This is a genomic window from Brevundimonas mediterranea, from assembly GCF_011064825.1.
GTDB classification, from domain to species: Bacteria; Pseudomonadota; Alphaproteobacteria; order Caulobacterales; family Caulobacteraceae; genus Brevundimonas; species Brevundimonas mediterranea_A.
In genome coordinates this window covers 1330360-1353270 of sequence record NZ_CP048751.1, presented here as the reverse complement: position 1 = coordinate 1353270, position 22911 = coordinate 1330360, and the positions used below count along the sequence as shown (strand labels likewise).

General features: G+C 66.4%; 17 protein-coding genes and 2 tRNA genes. 13 read left to right on the top strand and 6 right to left on the bottom strand.

The features are described 5' to 3' along the window. Position 1: 1 nt before the first annotated feature. Complete coding sequence (locus tag GYM46_RS06640; RefSeq protein WP_164952735.1) at positions 2 to 268, bottom strand: helix-turn-helix domain-containing protein; 267 nt, start codon at positions 266 to 268, stop codon at positions 2 to 4. Positions 269 to 344: 76 nt separating this feature from the next. Between GYM46_RS06640 and GYM46_RS06635 the strand changes: the two genes are divergently transcribed. Together GYM46_RS06635 and GYM46_RS06630 are read left to right on the top strand one after the other, a co-directional pair. Beyond that, a complete protein-coding gene (locus GYM46_RS06635) occupies positions 345 to 1067 on the top strand; it encodes a hypothetical protein (protein ID WP_164952626.1) in 723 nt (240 codons plus the stop codon). A 66-nt stretch (positions 1068 to 1133) separates the two neighbouring features. After that, a tRNA-Arg gene (locus tag GYM46_RS06630) sits at positions 1134 to 1272 on the top strand. Positions 1273 to 1485: 213 nt separating this feature from the next. Here the strand turns inward: GYM46_RS06630 and GYM46_RS06625 are convergent. From GYM46_RS06625 to GYM46_RS06610, 4 genes are read right to left on the bottom strand one after another with little or no spacing between them, the layout of a single operon-like run. After that, the gene (locus GYM46_RS06625; protein ID WP_008263480.1) at positions 1486 to 4713 is read right to left on the bottom strand and encodes an efflux RND transporter permease subunit; all 3228 of its coding nucleotides are present in this window, start codon (positions 4711 to 4713) and stop codon (positions 1486 to 1488) included. A 2-nt stretch (positions 4714 to 4715) separates the two neighbouring features. Continuing rightward, a complete protein-coding gene (locus GYM46_RS06620) occupies positions 4716 to 5882 on the bottom strand; it encodes an efflux RND transporter periplasmic adaptor subunit (protein WP_008260310.1) in 1167 nt (388 codons plus the stop codon). Next, complete coding sequence (locus GYM46_RS06615) at positions 5879 to 7132, bottom strand: TolC family protein (protein WP_040349180.1); 1254 nt, start codon at positions 7130 to 7132, stop codon at positions 5879 to 5881. The genes GYM46_RS06620 and GYM46_RS06615 overlap by 4 nt, the downstream gene beginning before the upstream one ends. A 55-nt stretch (positions 7133 to 7187) precedes the next feature. After that, positions 7188 to 7520, bottom strand: coding sequence for a hypothetical protein (locus GYM46_RS06610; RefSeq protein ID WP_035309448.1), 333 nt, complete (start codon positions 7518 to 7520; stop codon positions 7188 to 7190). Between the two features lie 215 nt (positions 7521 to 7735). Here GYM46_RS06610 and GYM46_RS06605 point away from each other — a divergent pair. The 11 genes from GYM46_RS06605 (at position 7736) to hfaB (GYM46_RS06555) (ending at position 21579) form a co-directional block, all read left to right on the top strand. Continuing rightward, positions 7736 to 7840: transfer RNA gene (locus GYM46_RS06605), tRNA-OTHER, on the top strand. 208 nt (positions 7841 to 8048) lie between these two features. Next, positions 8049 to 8843 carry a hypothetical protein gene (locus GYM46_RS06600; protein WP_155988146.1) on the top strand — a complete coding sequence of 265 codons (795 nt, stop codon included), beginning with the start codon at positions 8049 to 8051 and terminating at the stop codon, positions 8841 to 8843. Between the two features lie 43 nt (positions 8844 to 8886). After that, the gene (locus tag GYM46_RS06595) at positions 8887 to 10305 is read left to right on the top strand and encodes a Y-family DNA polymerase (protein ID WP_035309439.1); all 1419 of its coding nucleotides are present in this window, start codon (positions 8887 to 8889) and stop codon (positions 10303 to 10305) included. Beyond that, positions 10302 to 13667 (top strand): error-prone DNA polymerase, encoded by a 3366-nt coding sequence (locus GYM46_RS06590; protein WP_008262477.1) that lies wholly within the window; start codon positions 10302 to 10304, stop codon positions 13665 to 13667. Before GYM46_RS06595 ends, GYM46_RS06590 begins: the two co-directional genes overlap by 4 nt. Before the next feature lie 509 nt (positions 13668 to 14176). Continuing rightward, positions 14177 to 15754: a DUF4153 domain-containing protein gene (locus GYM46_RS06585; RefSeq protein WP_008259869.1), complete on the top strand. Its 1578-nt coding sequence runs from the start codon at positions 14177 to 14179 to the stop codon at positions 15752 to 15754. A gap of 2 nt (positions 15755 to 15756) precedes the next feature. Continuing rightward, complete coding sequence (locus tag GYM46_RS06580; protein ID WP_008260411.1) at positions 15757 to 16479, top strand: response regulator transcription factor; 723 nt, start codon at positions 15757 to 15759, stop codon at positions 16477 to 16479. Further along, positions 16476 to 18050: a sensor histidine kinase gene (locus GYM46_RS06575; protein ID WP_008258931.1), complete on the top strand. Its 1575-nt coding sequence runs from the start codon at positions 16476 to 16478 to the stop codon at positions 18048 to 18050. The genes GYM46_RS06580 and GYM46_RS06575 overlap by 4 nt, the downstream gene beginning before the upstream one ends. Before the next feature lie 441 nt (positions 18051 to 18491). Beyond that, positions 18492 to 19106, top strand: coding sequence for a hypothetical protein (locus GYM46_RS06570; protein ID WP_008263046.1), 615 nt, complete (start codon positions 18492 to 18494; stop codon positions 19104 to 19106). Between the two features lie 87 nt (positions 19107 to 19193). Beyond that, entirely contained in the window at positions 19194 to 19631 is a 438-nt protein-coding gene (hfaA, locus tag GYM46_RS06565) for a holdfast anchoring protein HfaA (RefSeq protein WP_050771585.1), read from the top strand. Then, the gene (hfaB, locus tag GYM46_RS06560) at positions 19628 to 20518 is read left to right on the top strand and encodes a holdfast anchoring protein HfaB (RefSeq protein ID WP_008262450.1); all 891 of its coding nucleotides are present in this window, start codon (positions 19628 to 19630) and stop codon (positions 20516 to 20518) included. The genes hfaA and hfaB (GYM46_RS06560) overlap by 4 nt, the downstream gene beginning before the upstream one ends. After that, complete coding sequence (gene hfaB / locus GYM46_RS06555; protein ID WP_156796388.1) at positions 20515 to 21579, top strand: holdfast anchoring protein HfaB; 1065 nt, start codon at positions 20515 to 20517, stop codon at positions 21577 to 21579. The genes hfaB (GYM46_RS06560) and hfaB (GYM46_RS06555) overlap by 4 nt, the downstream gene beginning before the upstream one ends. 131 nt (positions 21580 to 21710) lie before the next feature. Here hfaB (GYM46_RS06555) and GYM46_RS06550 read toward each other — a convergent pair whose 3' ends face one another. Beyond that, positions 21711 to 22640, bottom strand: coding sequence for a hypothetical protein (locus GYM46_RS06550; RefSeq protein WP_008259675.1), 930 nt, complete (start codon positions 22638 to 22640; stop codon positions 21711 to 21713). Positions 22641 to 22911: the final 271 nt, after the last annotated feature.

Sequence of the window (22911 nt, the reverse complement as noted above, 5' to 3'; positions counted from 1 at the left end):
TCTAACCATTCTTCGGGCGGCGCCCGCTGCGCAAAGCTGCCGGCGGATTCTCAGGGTCCTGCGGCTCCATGAAAAACTCCGCCAGAGGTGCCGTTAGGACCTCCGCCAACCGATCCAGCAGATCGACCGAAGCGTTTGCCTGCGCGCGTTCCAGTTCGCTGACATAGGCCCGGTCAACGCCCGTGTCGGCAGCCAGCCGCTCTTGCGACAACCCTCGCTCGGTCCGCAGCCGCCTGAGATTCCACGCCACCAGCGCCCGTCCGTTCATGCCGGGCAAGCGACAGCTTCATCAGTCGTTAAACCACGGGTTATAGCCTACAGATTAAATCTGAAGGGCAAGATCGATGAAAATGGTGGTGATATTCAGCGCGGCGCTTTTCGTCGCCGCCGCGTCCCTGGGGATCACATCCCCTAGCAGCGCGAGGGGCAATCCCAACACCTGCACTTACCAAGACGCCCGACTGGTTCAGGCTTGCCGAACTGATCCGGCCATTCGGGGTTATCTGCGGGACCCCGACAACGCCGGGGTCGAGACCTACATGGACCTGCCGCCGGTCATCCGGGGCTGGGAGCCTGGAGAAGAAGAGGCGCTGTTGGGCGTGCTGTCGCCGCAGCCTCAACCCTATCAGCAGGTCGCCCAGGCCGCTCCGCCTCCGGGCTCGCTCGCAGAAGTCACGGAGCGCCTGCGCCGGATCGCATCCGGCGAATATGCGGCGCAGGTCGAGGCAGATCGCGCCCGGACACCAACCGTAAACTGGTCGCCCGCACAAATCAGAGCCGCCGCACGGCGCGCCGTCACCAGCAAACTGCGAGAACCCGCATCAGCGCAGTTTCGCAACGTCCGGCGCATCCAGCACGACAATGGCACCACGATGTTCTGCGGCGAGGTGAGCGGCCGTAACGCACACGGCGGCGTGTCGGACTTCAAGCGGTTTGAAGCCGGGGTGACGAACCGTGGAGAGGCATCAGCGCAGGTCGATGACCAGACCGGCATGGTGGGGGCCTACTTCAATACGGCATGGAACCAGTTCTGCGGTCGGATCGCCGGCACCCCCGTGCAGTTTTGATCGCTGAATAATGTATTCGCCTATGTGGCGAGGACCTAAAGGGGCGGTGCGGGCGTTTGCGGTGACGCATGGAACACGGCGAGTCCCCAGGACCGCGTCAGCTTCGATCGTTACGGAAGGCGAAATCCAAGCCCTTCATATTCAATAGCTTTTCTCCAGACTACGAATCTGGGGGTCGGGCGTTCGAATCGCTCCGGGTGCGCCATTTCTTCTTCTTATCCAGTATGCTGTTGGGCTAGCGACTTGGTCGGCTGTCGCGTGTGACTGTAACTGGCCATCGCATCTTTCAATAAGCCACTGATTTAATTGCTCAATTCCAATCCAGTTCAGTCTGGGGCTCACTCAGGTGCTCTTAGGCTTGGATATGCGAACCTCGTTGATAAGTCCGACCCGCCTGGCGGCGGATCGGACTCAAAGGCTAGGCTTGATGGTCAATGCCTTCGGCCGATCGATAGCTGACGGCCCTGGCCGCGAAGGTTGGCAGCACCAGAAGCGTCAGGACGGTCGCCGTCAGCAAGCCGCCGATGACGACGGTGGCCAGGGGTTTCTGCACCTCCGCCCCCGCGCCATGGGCCAGGGCCATGGGGATGAAGCCGACGATGGCGACGAGCGCCGTGGTCAGCACCGCACGAAGGCGGCTGAACGCCCCCTCCCTCGCCGCCTCACGAGGGTCCAGCCCGCTCTGGAGCCGCTCCCGGATGGCCTGCATCAGCACCAGCCCGTTCAGCGTCGCGACCCCGGACACGGCGATGAAGCCCACCGCCGCCGAGACCGAGAAGGGCATGCCGCGCAACAGCAGGGCCAGCACCCCGCCGATCAGGGCCAAAGGCACGCAGACGAAGACTAGGCCGGCCTCCACGAACGAGCCCAGGGCCATGAACAGCAGCACCCCGATCAGGACGAAGACGATCGGGATGACCAAACCCAGGCGCTGCTCGGCCCGCTTCAGGTTTTCGAACTGGCCGCCCCAGTCGAGGCGGACACCCGGCGGCAGGGCGATCTCCCCGACCTTGTTCTGCGCATCGGTGACGAACCCGCCCAGATCGCGGCCCCGGACGTTGGCCTGAACCACCATCCGCCGGGAGCCGTCGTTGCGGCTGATCTGGTTGGGACCTTCGGCGGTTTCGATCCGCGCCACGGAAGACAGGGGCACGACGGTTCCGTTCGATGACACGATCGGCAGGGCCGCCAGGCTCGCCGGATCGTTGCGCGCCGCGTCAGGCAGTCGCACGACGACGTCGAACCGACGGTCGCCCTCAAAGATGCGGCCTGCTTTCGCCCCCCCGACGGCGGCCGAGACCGTCTCCGAAATGTCGGCGGCGGACAGGCCGTAGTTGGCCGCCGCGAACCGGTCGACGCTGATGGTCAAGGTCGGTAGGCCCGACGCCTGTTCGACCCGAACGTCGGCCGAACCCGTTGTCTCGCGAAGGGCGGTCGCCACCTGATCCGCCACCCTTTGAAGGGTGTCGAAGTCGTCGCCGTAGACCAGCACGGCCAGGTCGGTGCGGACTCCCGAGATCAGTTCGTTGAAACGCAGTTCGATCGGCTGGCTGAACTCGAAATTATTGCCGATCTGCTGGCCGGCGACCTCTTCCAGCCGTTCGAGCAGGACTTCCTTCTCCAGCTTTGGATCGGGCCAGTCCTTGCGGTCCTTCAGCACGATGACGCTGTCGGAGATACTGGGTGGCATGGGATCGACCGCCGCCTCCGCCGTCCCGGTCCGCGAGAACATGGTCTCCACCTCGGGCTGGGCCGAGATCGCCCGTTCCAGGTTCATCTGCATGATCAGGGACTGCTCCAGTGAAGCCGAGGGAACCCTCAGCGCCTGCATGGCGATGTCGCCCTCATCCAGGGTTGGGATGAACTCCCGTCCCAGGGTGGTGAAGGCGACGCCACCGACGACCAGAGCCGCCACGACCGAGACGATGACGATACGGGCATTGCCGACCGCCGCGCGGATGGCCGGTTCGATCCAGCGCCTTGCGAACCTCAGGATGAAGGTTTCATGCGCCTCGGCGTGACCCTTCTCGTCCACATGGGCAGACTTCGGATCACGGACGAGGAGCGCCGTCATCGCCGGCACGAAGGTGAAGGAGAAGATGAACGCGCCGACCAGGGCCAGCATGACCGTCGCCCCCATGGGCACGAAGGTCTTGCCCTCGACTCCTTCGAGCATCAGCAGCGGAGTGAAGACGAGCAGGATGATCAGCTGGCCGAAGGCCGCCGGCTTGACCATTTGGCGCGCCGACTGGACCGCGACGTTGAGACGTTCACGGCGGGTCAACATCCGACCGAGCGACGCCCGCCGCTGGGTCAGCAGCAGCAGGGTGTTCTCGATCACCACGACCCCGCCGTCGACCATCAGGCCGAAGTCGAGGGCGCCGAGGCTCATCAGGTTTCCGCTGATGCCGAACCGATTCATGCCGATAACGGCAAACAGGAAACTTAGCGGGATCATCAGGGCGGTGATGGAGGCGGCGCGGATGTTCCCGAGCAACAGGAACAGCACGACGATAACCAGGAGGGCTCCCTCGATGAGGTTGCGGGCCACCGTCTGGATCGTCGAGTTGACCAGGGCGCTGCGGTCCAAAACCGTCACCGCCTCGATGCCCGCCGGCAGGGTCGAGCGGATTTCGTCCAGACGCTCACCCGCCGCCTGAGCGACCGTGCGGCTGTTGCCGCCGGCGATCATCAGGGCGGTGCCGAGCACGGCTTCGTGCCCGTCTCGGCTCGCGCCGCCGAGACGCGGCGACTGGCCGATCTCGACGGTCGCCACGTCCGCGACCCGGACGACCAGACCGCCGCGATTGACCACCGGCGCCTGGGCCAGGTCCTCGATGGTCGAGGCCAGGGCGTCGGTACGCACGGTTAAGGCTTCACCGGCCCGCTGGACATAGCCGGCGCCGGCCTGGGTGTTGGCTCTGTCCAGCGCCTGGATAAGGTCACCGAGGCTCAAGCCATAGGCCGAAAGCCGGGAGACGTCAGGCCGGACGGCGTATTCCTTCACATAGCCGCCGATCGTGTCGACGCCGGCCAGACCCGGCGCCGTCCGCATCTGCGGCGCGACGATCCAGTCCTGAACGGTGCGCAGGTAGGTGGCGCGCGTCTGGGGCGTGGTCAGCAGATCGCCTTCAGGGGTCAGATAGGCGCCGCCGGTCTGCCATCCCGGCTGACCCGGTTTGGCGAGGTTGGCCGTGGTGAACGGCTTGTAGTCGATCGTCCACATCAGGACTTCGCCGAGGCCCGTCGTGATCGGCGACAGGTTGGGCTCGACGCCTTCGGGCAGGCTTTCGCGCGCCTGGGCCATCCGCTCGGCTACCTGCTGGCGGGCGAAGTAGATGTCGGTCTGGTCGGTGAAGATGACGGTGATCTGGCTGAACCCGTTGCGGCTCAAGGATCGGGTCGAGGTCAGACCGGGAATGCCCGCCATCGCCGTCTCAAGAGGATAGGTGACCTGCCTTTCGATTTGTTCGGGCGCAAGCGCCGGGGCCACGGTGGTGATCTGGACCTGCCGGTTGGTGATGTCCGGCACGGCGTCGATCGGAAGCCTCGTCAGTTCGAACAGACCCAGGGCGGCGACGAGCGCCGTGACCAGGACCACGAACCAGCGGAAGCGGACGGAGGTTTCAATCAGGGCTTTGAACATGATCAGTGACCGTGCTCGGCTTCGCCCTTGGCGAGTTCGGCCTTGAGCAGGAAGGCGTTCGATCCGGCGACCCGATCGCTCGCGGTCAAGCCGCTCAGGATTTCCGTTCGTCCGGCGGCCTGACGACCGACGAGCACCGGCGCGGCGCGGAAGCCCGTGGCCGTGCGGACGAACACGACATTGGCGCCTTCGACAGTCTGCACCGCCTCGGACGGAACGGTCATGCCGCTGACGGCTTCGCCTGTGACGACGGCGCCCGTGACCGCCGAGCCCGCCGGAGGAAGGCGTGATCCGGTTGGATGGGCGCGGATGACTGCCGCTCCGCCCTCGGCCCCCGCGCCGGCGGCGACGCCGGTGACCTGGGCTTCGAACTCACCGGCCGGTCCCTGGACCCGCATCGTCGAGCCTGACCGGACCTGGACTGCGAGGGCGGGAGGTGCGTTGAACACGATCTCGACCCACGCCGGGTTGGTCACCTCGGCGATGACGCCGCCCTGGGCCGCGAAGCCTGCCGGTCCGACCAGCACGCTGGTGACGACCCCGGCGATCGGGCTGGAGACGTTGACGCGGCCGGAAGCATTGGGCGCGCCCGCCGCCGAGGCGCGCGCGCGCGCCGCGCGCGCCGCCGCTTCGGCGCCCAGGGCCTGGGCATGAGCGACCTCGGCGTCGCGACGAGCGACCACGCCCTGGTCGGCGAGGCTCTCCTCGCGCGCATGGGCCTGTTGGGCCGCGACGGCATTGGCCTGGGCAGCGTCGGCATCGGCGCGAAGGCTGGCGGCGTCGCCGCTGACCAAAACGGCCAGGGCCTGACCGGCGCGAACCGACTGACCGGGGGCGACCAGCACACGTTCGACCCGACCGCCTACCACGGCGGATACGGCGGCGCGCGCGTCGATCATGGGCTCGACCCGGCCGGAAAGCAGCGTCTCGCCGCCGCCTCCACCCATGATCGAGACGACCCCGATCCCGGCCGCGCTGATCTGGGCGTCGCTCAGAGCGAGCGTTCCTTCGGGCGCGCCTGCTTCCTCTTCGGCATGGTCGCCTTCGGCGGGCACGGCGGCCGGCGATGGGGCTCTACTGACGGTGAACCAGACGCCGCCGGCGGCGATGATCACGACAGCGGCCCCGGCCATCAGCCAGGTCCTGTTGAGTTTCGAGGGGCGCTTCATTGTGACGTTCCAAACGCGGCGCGGCCTTGCAGGCGCGCGAGGTCGATTTCAGCCCGGACCCGCGCAAGGCGGGCGTCCACGGCGGCGTTGCGGGCGGAGATGAGGGCGGCGCGGGACGATCGCAGCTCCAGTTGGGAGATGCGCCCGGCCTCGAAGCCGATGCGCGAAAGCCGATAAGCCTCCTCGCCGGCGGTGACCCCGGCGTCGGCTGCCGAGACCCGACTGGCCGAGGCCCGAAGACGCGCCTGGGCCGCATTTCGGTCCGCCTCAGCGTCCTGGCGAGCGCTCATCAGCCGGGCGCTGGCGGCCCGGAAATCGGCCTGGGCCGCCTCGATGTTCCCCCGGTTCCTGTCGAACAGCGGCAGGGGCAGGCTCAACCCGAACGTCAGAGCCGTTGCGTCCTCCGCCTCGTATCGACGGACTCCGACGGAAGCCGTGACGTCCGGCGCGGCGCGCACCCGCTCGACAGCGATGCGGCTCTCCGCCGCCGCGCGTTCTGCCTCCGCGACCCGCACCTGCGGTGTCGCCGACGCCGGTGTCTCGGCGCTCGTCGGCGTGCGGTCGATCAAGCTGGTCTCGATCGAGGTCAGCGGCGTGATCGACATGGCGACGGCGGTCAGACGGGCGAAGGCGGCGTCGCGTTCGGCCCCGGCTTCGTCGCGGGCGGCGCGGGCGGCGGCGGCCTCCGTTTCTCCCTGGATGCCCCGGAGCATTGGCTCGCGACCCTCCTCAACCAGGATGAGGGCAGCGCGCGCGTCGGCGATCGTGACGGCAAGCGCCTCTTCCGCGAGATCGTAGCGGCGTTGCGCGGCTTCGGCCTCGGCGTAGACAAGCGCAAGACGCGCGGCGGCTTCGACCGTCGCCTGGTCTCGTCGGAGAGACGCCGTGGCGGCGTCGGCGCGCGCCGCACCGACGCGGGCGCTGCGACGGCCCCACAGTTCTAGGTCCTGACTGAACGACAGGGTCGTCTCGGCCTTGTCGTAGCCGCTGAAGGGGCTGCTGCCGAAAGCGTTCTCGGCTTCAAGACTAAGCGTCGGATTAGGTGGCACCCGCGCTTGGTGGACACGCGCCTCGGCCGCGTCCAACAGGGCGTCAGCTTCGACGGCGGAGGGCGTAAGCCCGATCTGGGCGAGCAAGGTTTCGAACGCGGGGGCGGGGTCAGCCCAGGTCGGGCCGGCGAGAAGGGCCGCAAAGGCGGCCCACGCGCAGCCTACCGCGAAACGCGGCGGCCGGCGATGAAGGGATGTCATGTTTCATTTTCCAGAGAGAGGACGAGGGCGTGCGCTGGTCAGCGCGAGCGTCGCGTCAGCCTCTGGGAGGGCGTTCCAGACCGTCTGGCGCGTAGGACACGCGCAGGTCATCCAGCGGGAAGGCGTGGTCGGCACGAAGATCGGCGGCCTTGGTCGCCGTCGTCAGGTCGGGCGTGACGACGGAGCCGGAGTGATGGCAGTGACCATGCGAGCAAGCGCCGTGCATCGGTTGCTGGCCTTGATCGCGATTGTCATCGACGTCACCCGCCAGGATCTGGTGTGCGGACGGCAGTTCGACGCCGCACTCGGCGGCCTCGACGATCGGCGCCAGAGCGAACATGGCGACGATCAGCGCGAAGAGCGCCGCCATCCACCGGGTTCTCGTCATCACGGACGCCATCGTCGCCGCCTAGCAGATTTCACTGTCTATCGCCATCAGGCAGTCAAATTGACCGACCCTTGGGGTCGATCGCAGCGCCAGATACTCAAGGGCTGCCGCTCAACCAGGGGCCTGAGCGACCAAGATTCATGCTCAGAGGGTTGGGGGGCGCAGACCCCCATTGGGTGCGCTTCTGTTACGGCGACGGTCTCACAGGTCGGTAGGCATTCGTTTTTACAACGGTCAGAAATCAAATCATTGATAATAAAAGAATTTTCTTCGGACTACGAATCTGGGGGGCGGGCGTTCGAATCGCTCCGGGTGCGCCATTTTCTGATTAATAACAGAAACTTGCTTGTCCTATTGGGGCAGCTAACGCGTGGTCGATCTGTAACGACACGCACGCTGCTGGCTTAGTGCATTGAAATTACATAAATATCCGGAATTTTTCACTCTCGCGCTCTCGCGCTGGGTTCTTGCCGCTTGACTCTCGACATCGAAAAAGGGGCATATTGGAGAACATAACAGGAACATTTGGTGCCTTCGACCTTTCAGATTGAGCAGTTGAAATCCCGTCTAGCCAAGCTGTCTCGGCATGAGACCGTGAGCGAGCCGGGCCGGTTCACGCTCGGGATGGACCGTGTTGATGCGTATCTGGACCCCGGACCTTGCCTCTTCTGCCTGCACGACGTTCATGCCGAAACCGCTGCCGATGCTGTGGCCGCCAACGCTTTTGCGCTGGGTCTTGCGTCACGTGCCACACGAGACCGGCCTCTGGTCTGGGTGTTCCAGAACCTTGCGTCGCAGGAGGCGGGCGGCTTGCATGGTTCGGGGCTGCACGAATGGGGCTTGCGGCCAGAAACCGTGCTGATCGTACGGGTGCGCGATGCTGCGGCCCTGCTGGCGGCGGGCGAGGAAGCGCTGAAGAGCGGAGCGGTCGGCGCGGTCCTAATGAGTGGTTGGGGCGAGGCGAAGGTCATGACCTTGACTGCCAGTCGGCGTCTGGCCTTGGCGGCCCGACGGGGAGGCAGCACAGCCTTTGTGGTGCGAGCGGCAGCGCCCACCACGCCCAGCGCCGCCGAGACCCGCTGGTCCGTGCGGGCAGCCCTGTCGACCGGGCTGGAGGCAGACGCACCGGGGCGACCGGCCTTCGTCGCCGCCCTAACCCGCAGTCGACAGGGGGCGGCGCCGACCGAATGGACGCTGGAGTGGGATCGTGACAACCACGCCTTCTGCGAGCCCGCGTCGGTACCTGGCCGTCTGGTTCCCATTCCTGTCGTCGGATCGGTTGCGACGCGAGGTATCGCGTCGAGGCTCCGCCGAGCCGGCTAACACAGGGTCTGAAGCTACCCCTGCCGTAGCGCTGGTCGAGAAGGTGCGGGGCGCATTGCGGCTGGCAGCGCTGAATCCGGAGGCGTGCGCTCTGGGCCTGACGCGCGGTATGACGCTGGCCGATGCCCAGGCGCGGACGCCCGACCTGAAGACGGTCGTGCATCGCCCAAACGCCGATCGGGCTCTGCTGGCCCAGGTGGTGGATGATTTCGGCCGGTTTACGCCGATGGTGGCTACCGATGGTGACGACACCCTGATCCTAGACGTCACGGGCTGCACGCATTTGTTCGGTGATGAAGCGGGACTGATCCATGCGATCGAGGCTCGCGCGGGGCGGATTGGTCTGGCCGTGCGCACGGCGCTGGCTGGCACGCCCCAAGCCGCGCGAGCCCTGGTGCGGTTCGGTCGCGGCGGGACGATCACGACCGGTCAGGATCGGATGGTGGTGCGCTCACTGCCGATCACGGCGCTGGAATTGGGTGCCAAGGACCATCAGGCCCTGACGCGAGCGGGTCTGCGTACTCTCGGCGATCTGGACGACCGCCCGACCGCGCCGCTGGCCGCCCGGTTCGGGCCCGATCTGCCGGTGCGGTTGGCGCGTATCCTAGGACAGGAGGATGTCCGGATCACGCCGCTAAGGCCGCCTGCGCCCTGCATCGTCGATCGCATCCTGTTCGAGCCTATCACCGAGACGACCGATGTCATGGCGGTGATCGACGACCTGCTGACCGAGGCCATGGCCTGGTTGGATCAGCGAAGGCTGGGCGGCCGGGCTTTCGAGGTCGCCTTCTTCCGCGTCGATGGCGCGACACGGCGGATCACTGTTCGGACAGGATGGGCTACACGCGACGCAGCGAGCGTGATGCTGTTGTTCAAGGAACGGCTGGCGGCCTTGGCCAGTCCGTTGGATGCGGGCTTCGGGTTCGACCAACTGCGCCTGTCGGTCCCTGTGACCCAGGTCCTGGCGCCGACACAGGCGGGATTCGAGGGCGAGCCCACAGGCGCCGAAGACCTAGACCGGTTGATTGACCGTCTGACGGCGCGTCTGGGGCCAGAGGCGGTCGGTCGGTTCGAGCCGGTGGAGTCGCATCTGCCTGAACGTGCGGCGCGTCTGGTATGGGCTGGGCGTCGTCAGGGCGAAACCGCCTGGCCTGCTCGCGATCCTGAATCCCCACCCCTGCGCCCGTTGCAGATGTTCGATCCACCCCAGCCGATCGAAACCATAGCCCTGGCTCCCGATGGGCCCCCAGCGCTTTTCCGTTGGCGGAGAGTCACGCATCAGGTTGCGCGCGCCGAAGGCCCTGAGCGTATCGGCGACGAGTGGTGGCGTCGGTCCGGACATCGAGCCCGGGATTACTACCGCGTCGAGGACCATGAGGGGCGGCGGTTCTGGCTATTTCGGGCGGGCTTCTATGGTGAGGAGCCCGAACCGCGCTGGTATATCCACGGGCTGTTCGCATGACCGACGGCAACTCTCCGCCCGCTTATGCGGAACTGGCGGCGGCCAGCAATTTCTCGTTTCTGCGTGGAGCCTCGCATCCCAAGTCGCTGGTGTTGAGCGCGATCCTGCGCGGCCATACCGGTCTGGGTCTGGCGGATCGCAACACGGTGGCGGGTGTCGTTCGGGCCTGGAGCGCATTGAACACCCTACGCGTAGAGGGATTGTCGCCGCCGGAGAAAGTCCGTGATGGTGGCGGGCCGGGAGAGACAGGTTTCGTCGAAGACCTGATGAACGATCCGGCCCTGTCTGACATGGTCGAGGCGCGGGCACAGGATTTTCGCCTGCTGACCGGCGCCCGTCTGGCTTTCAACGACGGCACGCCGGACATCATCGCCTATGCCGAGGATCGCGCGGGATGGGGCCGTTTGACCCGACTGCTGACGCTGGGCAACCGTCGGGCCGTTAAGGGGCAATGCGAGATCGGCATAAGCGACCTGCTGGGCGATCCCGAGGGTCTGTTGCTGATCGTCATACCCGAGCGACATCTGGAGGCCCTTCCCCCTCTTTTGTCTCGGCTGGAAGCGGCCGCGCCCGGTTCGGTCTGGCTGTCGGCGGCGATGCTGCGACAGGGCGACGACCGGCGCCGGCTGACCCGGCTGAAGGCGATCGCTAATGTCGCCGATGTGCCCCTGCTGGCGATCAACGACGTTCTTTATCACGACCCATCGGAGCGCGATCTTCAGGATGTCCTGACCTGTATACGCGAGGGCGTGACGATCGAGGCGGCGGGGCGGCGGCTGTTGGCCAATGCGGAACGCCATCTGAAGCCGCCGGCTGAGATGGCCCGGCTGTTTGCGGATGCGCCCGAGGCCCTGGAACAGACGCAACTTCTGCTGGACCGCGCCCGGTTCGACCTGAAAGACCTGACCTACAACTATCCGCAGGAGCCCACGCCGCCCGGCTGGTCGTCACAGGCCTATCTGGAAGACCTGACCTGGCGGCATGCCCAGATCCGTTATCCCGGAGGAGTGTCTGCCAAGGTCACGGATTTGCTGAACAAGGAACTGGCCTTCATTCAGATCCAGGGTTTCGCACCCTATTTCCTGACCATCCACGACATCGTCCGGGTGGCGAACTCGAAGGGGATACTGTGTCAGGGCAGGGGATCGGCGGCGAACTCGGCGGTCTGTTATGTGCTGGGCATCACTTGCGTCGACCCGGCCGAGAACGATCTTTTGTTCGAACGCTTCCTGTCCGACCACCGGGGCGAGCCGCCCGACATCGACGTGGATTTCGAGCACGAGCGTCGCGAAGAGATCATCCAGCATATCTATGATCGCTACGGCCGCCACCGCGCGGGGATCGCCGCGACCGTCATCCGCTATCGCCCCAAGAGCGCCATTCGCGAGGTCGGCAAGGTGCTGGGCCTGACCGAGGATGTCACGGCCCGGCTGGCCGCCAGCCAATGGGGTAGTTGGGGCGCGGAGATCGGTGATTGTCATGTCGAGCAGGCCGGGTTGGACCCCGCCAACCCGATGATTGGGCGGGCGGTTGCGATGGCGTCGCGTCTGCTGGGCTTTCCGCGTCATCTGTCGCAGCACGTCGGCGGCTTCATCCTGACTCAGGACCGGCTGGACGAACTCGTCCCCATCGGTAATGCGGCCATGCCGGATCGAACCTTCATCGAATGGGACAAGGACGACATCGACGATCTGAGGTTGATGAAGGTCGATGTGCTGGCGCTGGGGATGCTGACCTGTATCCGAAAGGCGCTGAACTTGATGCACGCTCACGACGACGCAGCCTACGAATTGCACACCGTTCCCAACGAACAGGCCGATGTCTACGACATGCTGTGTAAGGGCGACTCGATCGGCGTTTTTCAGGTCGAGAGCCGGGCACAGATCAACATGCTGCCCCGGCTGAAGCCGCGCACCTTCTACGATCTCGTGATCCAGGTCGCGATCGTGCGGCCCGGCCCGATCCAGGGAGACATGGTCCATCCTTATCTGAGGCGACGGGCAAAGCTGGAAGAACCGGAGTACTCAAAACCCGCGCCGCCCCATGACCCCGACGAACTGAAAAAGGTGCTGCACAAGACGCTGGGGGTGCCGCTTTTTCAGGAACAGGCGATGAAGGTCGCCATGGTCGCCGCCGAGTTCACGCCAAAGGAGGCCAACGGTCTACGCAAGGCCATGGGCACCTTTCGAGGCGACGGCACACTGTGGAAATATGAGGGCCGGATGGTCAATCGAATGGTTGAGCGCGGCTATGAACGTGACTTTGCCCAGCGGTGTTTCGACCAGATCAAGGGCTTCGGCTCCTATGGCTTTCCCGAGAGCCACGCCGCCAGTTTCGGCAAACTGGTCTACATCTCGTCCTTTATCAAATGCCGATACCCCGCCGCCTTCGCCTGTGCCCTGCTGAACTCCCAGCCGATGGGCTTCTATGCCCCGGCCCAGATCGTGCGCGATGCTCAGGAGCACGGCGTTGAAATCCGGCCCATCGACGTCAATCTGAGCGACTGGGACAACACGCTGGAGGGGCCGCCCGGATTGCTGGCGCTGCGGCTGGGCTTTCGTCAGATTGATGGGTTCCGCGAAGAATGGGCCAAGGCATTGGTCGTCGCACGCAGCAGATCGTTCGAAGGCGTCGAGGCCCTGGCCGGTCGCGCGAGCCTGCCGGGTTCTGCGATGCGCAAACTGGCCGACGCCGATGCGTTTCGCTCGATCGGCATGGATCGACGCGAGGCCCTATGGGCCGTGCGCCGCCTTCCCGACGATGCGCCCTTGCCGCTGTTTGCCGCCGCCGATGCCCGTGAACTGGGCGAAGAGGATGACGCCCGCCTACCTCGAATGGCTTTGGGCGAACACGTCGCAGCCGATTACCAGACCACGCGCTTGTCGCTGAAGGCCCATCCCATGGCGATCCTGCGCCCGATCTTCGCGGCAGAAAACACTCTGACGTGTGCCGAACTGGAGACGAGACGAAGCGGCGCCAAGGTTCGCACAGCCGGCGTCGTCCTGGTCCGGCAACGCCCCGGCAAAGGCAATGCCATCTTCATCACGCTGGAGGACGAGACTGGCGTCACCAACCTGGTGCTATGGGCGCGGATGTTCGAGGAATACCGTCGCGTGGTCATGGCGGCTCGGTTGATGGGCGTGGAGGGTGTGGTCGAGAAAAGCCCGGAGGGTGTCGTGCATCTTATGACGCACAGGGTGTTCGATCGCTCCGCTGAACTGGACCGGTTATCCGACGCGAACACAACAGAAATCACTCCCAGCCGTGCCGATGAGATCATCCGGCCTCAATATCCTCGTGAAACCGTTCATACCCATCCCAGGAATGCGCGGATATTGCCGGGATCGCGGGACTTCCATTGATTACGTCAAGCCGAAGGGCGGCTTGATAAGCCATAGGAGCATCCTCACGCTTAAATTTGTAGCTCATTGAAGATCACACCCGCTCCAAGGCCGGCCGTTACAGCCAAGAAGAAATAATCTTCTGAAGTTAATACTTATTTCTCCAGACTACGAATCTGGGGTTCGGTCGTTCGAATCGCTCCGGGTGCGCCATTTCCACAAATCTATCATTCGGGTAGATGGGCCGCGCTGCGAGTCCAGCTGACGGGCTGGCTGCAATACTGCCGGAAGTCGAATCCAAGCCTCTGATTTTAGACGACACGCCCGGTTGATGGGGTCCGAAACTCGTGAAAAGGCGTGATTGACTAGGACCGCATCCGGCGCCTCCAGCGACCACGACAGCTCAGGTCGGCGGGGCGTAGCGCCGCCGTCTGCATCGAACCTGCATGGCGCCTGCGCTGACAATCCATCGACGGCGCAACCGTTCTCGACGGACATGGCCGAGAAGCATTTCCCGAAAGGGAGGCCCCATGCTTCACATACCCGTTCTGCCTCGATCATCATTCTGGCTCAGGGTCGCCGTCGGCGCCGCCCTGGTCGGCCTCGCCGACCTGCTGTTCTTCGCCCATGCCCCCGGTACGAGTCTTGGCCTGTTCGCCTTCGCGGTCCTAGGGGGCGCGCTCCTTGGTCGGAAAGACCTGCTGCAAGACCGTCGAGGCCGGGGCTTCGTCCTGGCCGGCGTCGCCTTCGCCCTGGTTCTGGCGGACCGGCCTGGGGTGCTGGCCTGGGCGCTGTTCGGGGTCTCGATCAGCCTCGGGGCGTTGTCGAGCCGGGTGGGGCCGAACGAGACGGCGTGGGGCTGGGCCCAAAGACTGGCGCTCCACTGGTTTTTTGCCCTGTTTGGCCCCGTGATCGACCTGTTCAAGGTCTCGCGGCTGAGGCGCGGTCGCGGCGGAATGTCCGCTCTGAACCTGCTTGGCCTTCTCATCATGCCCGTGGTCGGCGGCGGTGTCTTCCTCGCCCTGTTCTCGGCGGCGAATCCGCTCATTTCGAATGCGCTCGCCAACCTGTCCCTGCCGTCCCTGTCGCCCCAGAACGTCCTCCGCATCCTGTTCTGGTGCGCCGTCTTCATCGGCGTTCTGGGCCTGCTGCGTCCGCGCTGGCGCAAGCCCTTGCTCGGCCTGCCTGAACGCAAGATCGGAAAGCCTTCAGCCTTCCTGACCCGCACGATCACCCTGTCCCTGATCGTCTTCAATGCGGTCTTCGCGCTCCAGAACGGCCTGGACATCGCCTTCCTGTGGAGCGGCGCGCCGCTTCCCGGCGACATGGGTCTGGCCGAATACGCCCATCGCGGCGCCTATCCCCTGATCGTCACCGCCCTGCTCGCCGGCCTGTTCGTCCTGGTGGCGCTCCAGCCGGGTTCCGACACCGCGAGCAAGCCGCTGGTCCGGTGCCTGGTAGTGGTCTGGATCGCCCAGAACATGGTGCTGGTCGCGTCTAGCCTGCTGCGCACCGCCGACTATATCGAGGTTTACGCCCTGACCCGTTTCCGCATCGCCGCGATGATCTGGATGGCGCTGGTGGCGGTCGGCCTGATGCTGATCTGCTGGCGCATGCTGGCCGGCAAGTCGGCGCACTGGCTGATCAACGCCAACGCCGCGGCCGCGCTGATCGTGCTGGCGGTCGTCAGCGTCGTCGACCTCGGCGCCGTCGTGGCCGGCTGGAACGTGCGGCATGCCAGGGAAGTCGGAAGTCGCGGGGTCGCGCTGGACCTCGGCTATCTCCATACCCTGGGCGCGCCCGCCCTCGTCTCACTGGCCGAGCTGGAAACGACCCTTGACGACGCCGTCCTGCGCGACCGGGTCGCCGCCGTCCGCCAGGACATCCTGCTGAACGTCCGTCGGCGACAGAGCGAATGGCGCGGCTGGACCTGGCGCGACCAGCGTCGTCTGGATCGCATCGCCGCCCTGCAACAGAAGGGCGCCTTGTCGGCGCCGGCGCCGGGCGCCCGTCACTGGAACGGGCTCATCCAAATGCCGCCGCCCACCGCGCCGGCGCCCGTCGCCGCCCCGCCGCCTGTCCCGTTGACCTCGCCGACGGAAGGCTGAACATGGCCATCATGCAAAGCACCGTCCTGGTGGTCGATGACGACCCGCACATCCGCGACCTGCTGACCTTCGCGCTTCAGAAGGCGGGTCTGGCGACGCGGGAGGCCGCCGACGGCGAAGCCGCGCTGGCCGACATCGCCCTGTACAGGCCGAACCTCGTCGTGCTGGACATCAACATGCCCCGCATGGACGGGATCGAGGCCTGTCGCCGAATCCGCGCCCAGGGCGATCTGCCGGTCCTGTTCCTGTCGTCGCGCGATGACGAGATCGACCGCATCCTGGGCATGGAGCTGGGCGCGGACGACTATGTGACCAAGCCCTTCAGTCCGCGCGAGGTGGTGGCGCGGGTCGCCGCCATCCTGCGCCGTATCGCGCGGAACCCGCCCCCGCCGACGCCGGGCCAGTTCGCCTTCGGTGGTCTGGGTCTGGATGCGGACGGATGGCGGGCGACATGGCGCGATGTGGAGGTGCCGCTGACGGTGACGGAGTTCAGCATCGTGCGCACCCTGGCCGATGCGCCGCGCCGGGTCTTCACGCGGGACGCCATCATCGACCGGGTCCATGGCCCAGGCTTCGCCATGACCGACCGTACGATCGACAGCCATGTCCGCAACCTGCGGGCCAAGTTTGCAGCGGTGGGCGGGGCTGACGTGATCGAGACCAGGCCGGGCATCGGCTACCAGCTTGGCCCCTGCCTGGGCGCGCCCGGGGCGCCGGAGGCGTGATCGCACGTCTGCGCGCCTTCATCCGCAATCACTGGCCGGCGCTCAGGCTTCGGACCATCCTGCTGTCCGTGCTGATCTTCGCCGGCGTCCTGCCGGGGCTCAGCGCCATATTCCTGCGGGTCTATGAGAACACCCTGGTGCGTCAGACGGAGGCGGAACTGGTCGCCCAGGCCGTCGTCCTGTCGGCCGTCGCCGCCTCGGATTGGCCCGGCGCCGTCGTGGTTCCGCCCGATCCCGCCCGGCGCGACGATCCGGGTTACTACAGGCCCGAACCCGCGACGATCGACCTGGGGTCCACGCCGGTCTTGCCGGCGCGGCCCGCGCCGCGTCACGCTGCCGTGCCTGAGGCCGGGGCGGTCGAGGTCGCCGACCGGCTTGGCTCCGTCGTCGAGCAGACCAGCCGCACAACCCTGGCCTCGATCCTCTTGCTGGATCGCAACGGGACGATCGTTCTGGGCTACGGCCAGGGCGGCGGCCTGGCCGATCTGACCGAAGTGCGCTCGGCGCTTGCGGGCGAACCGCGAACGGTCCTGCGTCGCAACGACGCCTATCGCCCGCGCTATTCCATGGAATGGCTCAGTCGCGCAGCGGGCGTTCGTATCCACCATGCGCGGCCGGTGATGGTGAATGGCCGGGTCGAGGGGGTCGTCGTGGCGTCCCGCTCGCCCCGAGCCCTGTTCAAGGGGCTGTACCAGGACCGGATCAAGATCGGGCTGGGCGTCGTCGGAACCCTGGGTGTGATCGCCCTTTTGGCTGTTCTGGTCTCGCGCGGCATCGCCCGTCCGATCGAGGCGCTCAGCCGGGCGACGCGCGATGTCGCCAACGGCGGCGGCGTGCTTCCCCCTGCGCCGGCCACCGCCGCCGTCGAAATTCGGACTCTCTACGAGGACTTCGGGCGGATGGCCCAGGCCGTGGATCGCCGGTCCCGCTATCTGCGCGATTTCGCCGCCGCCGTGAGCCATGAGTTCAAGACGCCCCTGTCCGGGATACAGGGCGCCGTCGAACTGCTGCAGGACCACGAGATGGCGCCTGATCAGCGTCGGCGGTTCCTCGACAACATCGCCGCCGACGCCCGCCGTCTCTCGGCCCTTGTGACGCGCCTGCTGGATCTGGCGCGCGCCGATATGGCGCGTCCCCAAGCCGGGCTTTCGGTCGACGTCCGCCTCCCGATCACGAAGGCGGTCGACGCCAGGTCAAGCCGGCTGGCGATCTCGGTGATGTTCGGGGACGAAACGCCCAGGGTGGCCGTTCCAGCGTCTACCATCGAGATGGTGGTTTCGACGCTCCTGGAAAACAGCCGCCAGGCCGGCGCGACGGCCGTCAGCATCAGGGCGGCGGCCCTGCCCGATCGACTTGTCGTCACCCTGGCGGACGATGGTCCAGGCGTCGCGCCGGCCGACGCCGGTCGCGTCTTCGAGCCCTTCTTCACCACGCGACGCGGGGAGGGCGGCGCCGGCCTCGGCCTGTCCATCGCCCGCGCCCTGCTGGCCGCGAACGACGCCACCCTGGATCTGCTGCCTACGACCGAGGGCGCCGTCTTCGAATTGGTCATGCCGCTCGCCGAGCAATAGGTTTGGCCGTGCGACCGGGGGCCGGAACCGGGCCGTCTTTTGCGGACAAGCCTTGTACGCCGCGGATCACCCGTCCGGGGACAGCCTCGGCCGCCATCGGCGGAGGCGGATCGAAACCCGATCATGCCCCGCTTCAGCCGCGGGGTCCGATGCGGAGGCGGCGTTGTCCGCAGGCGCCCCGTCTCGAGACAGTGACGAACGGTCCATGCCGAATTGCGACAGGCCCGCACTCACGATGACCCGGAGCCGGTCTGCCGCCCCACGCTTTGAGAGCCGCCGTATTAACCCTGTCCGAACCCGGTTCGATGTCAGATCAACCGCTTGCGTAGTCCTCGTCGACCAACCCCTTACCGTCTATGATTAATTTGTGTTAGTCATTGTAATGGATGGGTTTTTGCACTGAGCCGGTTTGCCCGATGTTGGGCCTTCTGGAGAAATCTCGTGACCACCAAGATCCTCATCATCACCGCCGTTCTCGGCGTCGCGACGGCCGGCGCCGCCCATGCTCAAAGCATCGGATCAGGCCAGTCGAACAATGCATCCGTCCGCTCGCAGCTGAACGCCACGATCACCGACGTGAACAATTCGGTTTCCGTCACCTCCGCCGCCATTTCCAACAGCGTGACCATCGACGGCGGCACGGCGGTGTCCCTGAACAACAATCAGAACGCCTGGGGCGGCGCGGCGTCCCAGCTGAACGCGACCATCGGCGATGTCTCCAAGGACGTCTCGGCGACGTCGGCGGCCATCGCCAACTCGGCGACGATCAAGACCTCCGACTGGGGCGGGGCGATCACCAACACCCAGGTCGCCTATAACGACCCCTCGGCCACGCTGAACTCCACCATCAGCGACGTGTCGGGCACGGTTTCGGCGACGGCGGCGGCCATCAGCAACTCCGCCACCATCGACTCGCGACTGGGGTCCCTGAACTCGTCGCAGACCAATACCGCCGGGGTTTCCGCCATCGCCACCACGACCGTGCGTGACGTCTCGGGCGCCGTCACCAACACGGCGGCGGCCATTGGCAACAGCTTGACCGTGACCGGCTTCTGAATGGACAGGCCGGCGTCCCCGCGAAGGCGGCGTCGGCCCTTTCCGCCGCTTCACCCCGCTCTCCTTCCCGCTGAGATGACACACATCATGACCAAGACGCCGCTCTTGCCGCTCGTAATCCTGACCCTGTCCGGTCTCTCCGGGCGGGCCCTCGCGCAATCCTCGACCGAGTCCGCCGGGGCGGCTTCGATGGAGGCCGGCTATGGCCGTTCCGGCGCCGTCGCGACCCAGACCTTCAACCCTGTCACGCGCGACGCCAACGGCAATCGGCTGGTCGTCAACGGCGTCATCGTGAACAGTCAGGCCGGCACGAGCGTCAGCTACGCCAGCACAGGGTCGAACACGCAGTCGGGCGCCGCCTATTTCGACAGCGGCGCGGCGGCGCTGGGCGATACGAGCAGCGCGACGGCCGTGGGCAACCTGGTCAACGTCTCCATCATCGGCCACGGCAACACCGTGGTGCTGAACAGCCGCCAGACCAACAGCGGCGACGTCAGCGCCAATGTGCGGAAGTCCGGCTCATGAGGCGGGCGACGATCACGGGGATCGCGCTCGGCCTGGTCGCCGGAGCCGCGACGGCGGAATCTTCGGGCGGGATGAATCCGGGCGCGATCCGCGGCGCCCCCGCCACGGCCAATCCGTCTCCCTATTCCGCCGCCCTGACCTGCCTGTCGCGGCGGGGCGGCTGGATCGGCGGCGCCCCGCCCAGGATCGCGGTGGGACGGATTTCCGACATGACGGGCCGGGTCGATCTCCAGACCGGAGCCCGCGTCTCGCAGGGCGCCGCGCTGTTCGCCATCACGGCCCTGGCCCGCTCCGGCGCGCCGGTGGTCGAGCGGCTCGACAACACGGTCGCCGAGATCGAATTGAACTATGCGCGCCAGCACCTGCTGTCCGACGCCCCGGAACGGGCCGGTCAGGATCCCGACAATTTCAGGCCGATCCACGTCGGCCAGGTCGCGGGGTCGCGGTACTATCTCGTCGGCGGCGTCACCGAACTGAACTACAATATCGCCTCGAACGGCGTGAACGTTCAGGCGGGCGATGTGAGCACGACCGGCCTGCGCGGCCTGGGTCAGGCGTCGCGCTATGTGATGAACGTCGCGGTCGACCTCAGACTGGTGGATACGCGCTCGCAGGAGGTGGTGAACAGCGTCAGCTTCCAGAAACAGGTGGTCGGCGTGGACCGCAGCCTCGGGCTGACGGGAACCCAGGGATCGGTCGGCGGCGTCGCGACGGCCGGCGGCGGCGCCATGGAGCCGGTGCAGGCCGCTGTGCGGACGGTGGTCGAACGCGGCGTCTTCGAACTGTTGGCCGGCATCCAGACGCCGGGCGCCAAGGCGACCTGCCTGCCGGCCGACGACCCTGTCGGGGTCCAGACCTACGCCATCGCCGCAGGAGCCGCTTCGTGAGACTGAGACCGCTTCTGGAGGCGTCGATGATCGCGGCGGTCGGTCTGGCCGGCTGCACGACCGCACGCTACGACCCTGCCACCGGTCTCTACGCCAATCCGATCGGCGGCGCGCCGGCGACCGGCAACGACACCGCCTATTCCGCCGCGCTGAGATGTCTGGCCTCGGCGGGCCAGGCGGAGGGGCGCAGCGCGCCGCGGCTGGCGGTCGGCGACATCGCCGACCTGACCGGCCGCAATGATCTGGAGACAGGACGCAAGATCAGCCAGGGCGCGTCCCTGTTCGCCGTGACAGCCCTGACCAAGGCCGGAGTGCCCACGGTGGAGCGCCAGGATCGCGGGGTTTCGGAGGTCGAACGACAATATGCCCAATCTCATCTTCTGTCCGACACCCCCCAGGCGGCCGGCGAAAGCGCCGAGAATTTCCGCCCGATCTACGCCGGTCAGATCGCCGGTTCGCGATACTATGTCGTGGGCGGGGTCACCGAGCTGAACTATAATCTGCGGTCTTCCGGGGTCGATGCCTCCGCCGGGGGAATCGAGGCCAGCGGGGTCAAGGGGGGGCTGACCAGCAGCGGCTATGTCATGAACATCGCCATCGATCTTCGCTTGGTCGACACCCGGTCCCAGGAAGTCGTCGCCACGGCCTCCTATCAAAAGCAGCTTGTCGGTCGCGAGATCCGCGTGGGCGTGTTCGACTTCACCCACGGCAATATTTTCGACCTTTCCGCTGGAGCCTCCGGCATGGAGCCGATCCAGTTCGCCGTCCGGACCGCGATCGAACGCGGCCTGTACGACTTCGTCGCCGACCTCTACGCCATTCCCCGCGACCGCTGTCTCGCGCGGCCGGAAACGGGGCTGCAAGGCGAGAGCCTGCTGGCGCTGCGCGCGGCGGAAGCGGCTGCGCCCCAGGCCGAACGGCCGTCCGACAGGCCGCCCGCCACCGGGCAGGCCCCGTCCCGCCCGATGGCGGGACCGCCGGCCCGCTGGGTGCTGGATCCTTCCAGCTGGCGCACCGCGCCGTCGTCCGCGGTGCGCGGGACGACGGCTGCGGGCGGTTGAGGCGCCACGGACTTTCCGACTTCTCCAGTGCCAATTGAAGAAGGCCGTCGCGAGCGTCGCGACGGCCTTTCTCGTCTGGGTCAGTCCCCCGATCCGTCGCGCGGGACGGCGTCGTCCCGCGCGACGAAGGGTCAGAGGCCCCCGGTCACCCGGCTGATGGTCGCCGAATTGCCGATGGCCGCCGCCGTCAGCGACGCCGAATCCACGGACCGGACCGTGACGTTGGATATCGCCTGCGTCAGGGCCTTGTTGTCCTGAACAGAGGAGACCGTCAGCATGGTGTTCGGCCCGGTGTTCAGCGTCAGCGAGTTGGAGATCGCCGCCGAGGTGGCCGACACCGCGCCATCGACGTCGGCGATCGTGGCGGACAGGGTTGCGGTCGGGTCGTAGCCGGACATCTGGGTGTTGGTGACCGTGCCCTTGCCCGCGCCCTGCAGGTCGATGGTCGCCGAATTGGCCAGGGCGGCCGAGGTCAGGTTCACCTTGTCGGACACGTCCTGGACCGTCGCGTTCAGCACGGCTCGCGAGTCGCCGTTGAAATATTGGGCGTTGGTCACGGTCATCGCCCCTTCGCCCGAGGCGGTGAAGGAGTTTGCGATGGCGGCGGCGGTGCCGTTCACGGCGCCGTCGATGTCCGCCACCTTGAGGTTGGCGTCCGCCAGAAACTGTCCGCGATGGGTGTACTGGGTGTTGGCGACCCTGGACACGACATTGCCATCCAGGGTGACGGTGGCGGAGTTGCCCAGGGCCGCCGCCGTGGCCGCGACATCGCCGTTCACGTCGGCGACATTGCTGGACAGGGCGGCGCTGGTGGAGCCCCAGCTATCCTGAAGATTTCGCACGGTCGTCGGCCCGGCGCCGGAGATGGTCGCGGAGTTGCTGATCGCCGCCGAGGTCTGCGAGACGTTCCCGTTGACGTCGTTGACGACGGCGTTGAGCTGAGCTCGGACGGTCGCCGTGTTCTTCTGGTTCGATGTTGCAGTAGACTGCGCCTGAGCGCCGGATGCGAGAATGAGAGCGGCCGCGGCCGCCAGGCTGGTCACGCCGATATTGTGAGTCATTTGAAAGCCCCAAGAGGATGTCCGCCGGAAATGACGGCGTTCTGTCGACTGCAAGAACGGCCGCGTCTTTCCGCGTTCGAGGCGTTAACCGAGTCTCGGGACGAAGCACCGATAGGCGTTGAAGATCGTCCCGCAGGACGGAGGACAGGGTTAACCTTCGCGCCGTCCGCCTCGTTCAGTTTGCGACGCTTGCGACCGCGCCTGCCTCGGATTGGTACATCCGCAGGACGGACGTCGATCCGTCTCGCCCTGCAGTCGGCGCAATAGAAAA

Excerpts from the sequence above, each read along its gene's own strand:
- GYM46_RS06550 (WP_008259675.1), bottom strand. The coding sequence starts at position 22,640 with ATGACTCACAATATCGGCGTGACCAGCCTGGCGGCCGCGGCCGCTCTC.
- GYM46_RS06610 (WP_035309448.1), bottom strand. The coding sequence starts at position 7,520 with ATGACGAGAACCCGGTGGATGGCGGCGCTCTTCGCGCTGATCGTCGCC.
- GYM46_RS06635 (WP_164952626.1), top strand. The coding sequence starts at position 345 with ATGAAAATGGTGGTGATATTCAGCGCGGCGCTTTTCGTCGCCGCCGCG.
- GYM46_RS06585 (WP_008259869.1), top strand. The coding sequence starts at position 14,177 with ATGCTTCACATACCCGTTCTGCCTCGATCATCATTCTGGCTCAGGGTC.
- hfaB (WP_008262450.1), top strand. The coding sequence starts at position 19,628 with ATGAGGCGGGCGACGATCACGGGGATCGCGCTCGGCCTGGTCGCCGGA.
- GYM46_RS06620 (WP_008260310.1), bottom strand. The coding sequence starts at position 5,882 with ATGAAGCGCCCCTCGAAACTCAACAGGACCTGGCTGATGGCCGGGGCC.
- hfaA (WP_050771585.1), top strand. The coding sequence starts at position 19,194 with ATGACCAAGACGCCGCTCTTGCCGCTCGTAATCCTGACCCTGTCCGGT.
- GYM46_RS06625 (WP_008263480.1), bottom strand. The coding sequence starts at position 4,713 with ATGTTCAAAGCCCTGATTGAAACCTCCGTCCGCTTCCGCTGGTTCGTG.
- GYM46_RS06580 (WP_008260411.1), top strand. The coding sequence starts at position 15,757 with ATGGCCATCATGCAAAGCACCGTCCTGGTGGTCGATGACGACCCGCAC.
- GYM46_RS06615 (WP_040349180.1), bottom strand. The coding sequence starts at position 7,132 with ATGACATCCCTTCATCGCCGGCCGCCGCGTTTCGCGGTAGGCTGCGCG.
- GYM46_RS06640 (WP_164952735.1), bottom strand. The coding sequence starts at position 268 with ATGAACGGACGGGCGCTGGTGGCGTGGAATCTCAGGCGGCTGCGGACC.
- GYM46_RS06590 (WP_008262477.1), top strand. The coding sequence starts at position 10,302 with ATGACCGACGGCAACTCTCCGCCCGCTTATGCGGAACTGGCGGCGGCC.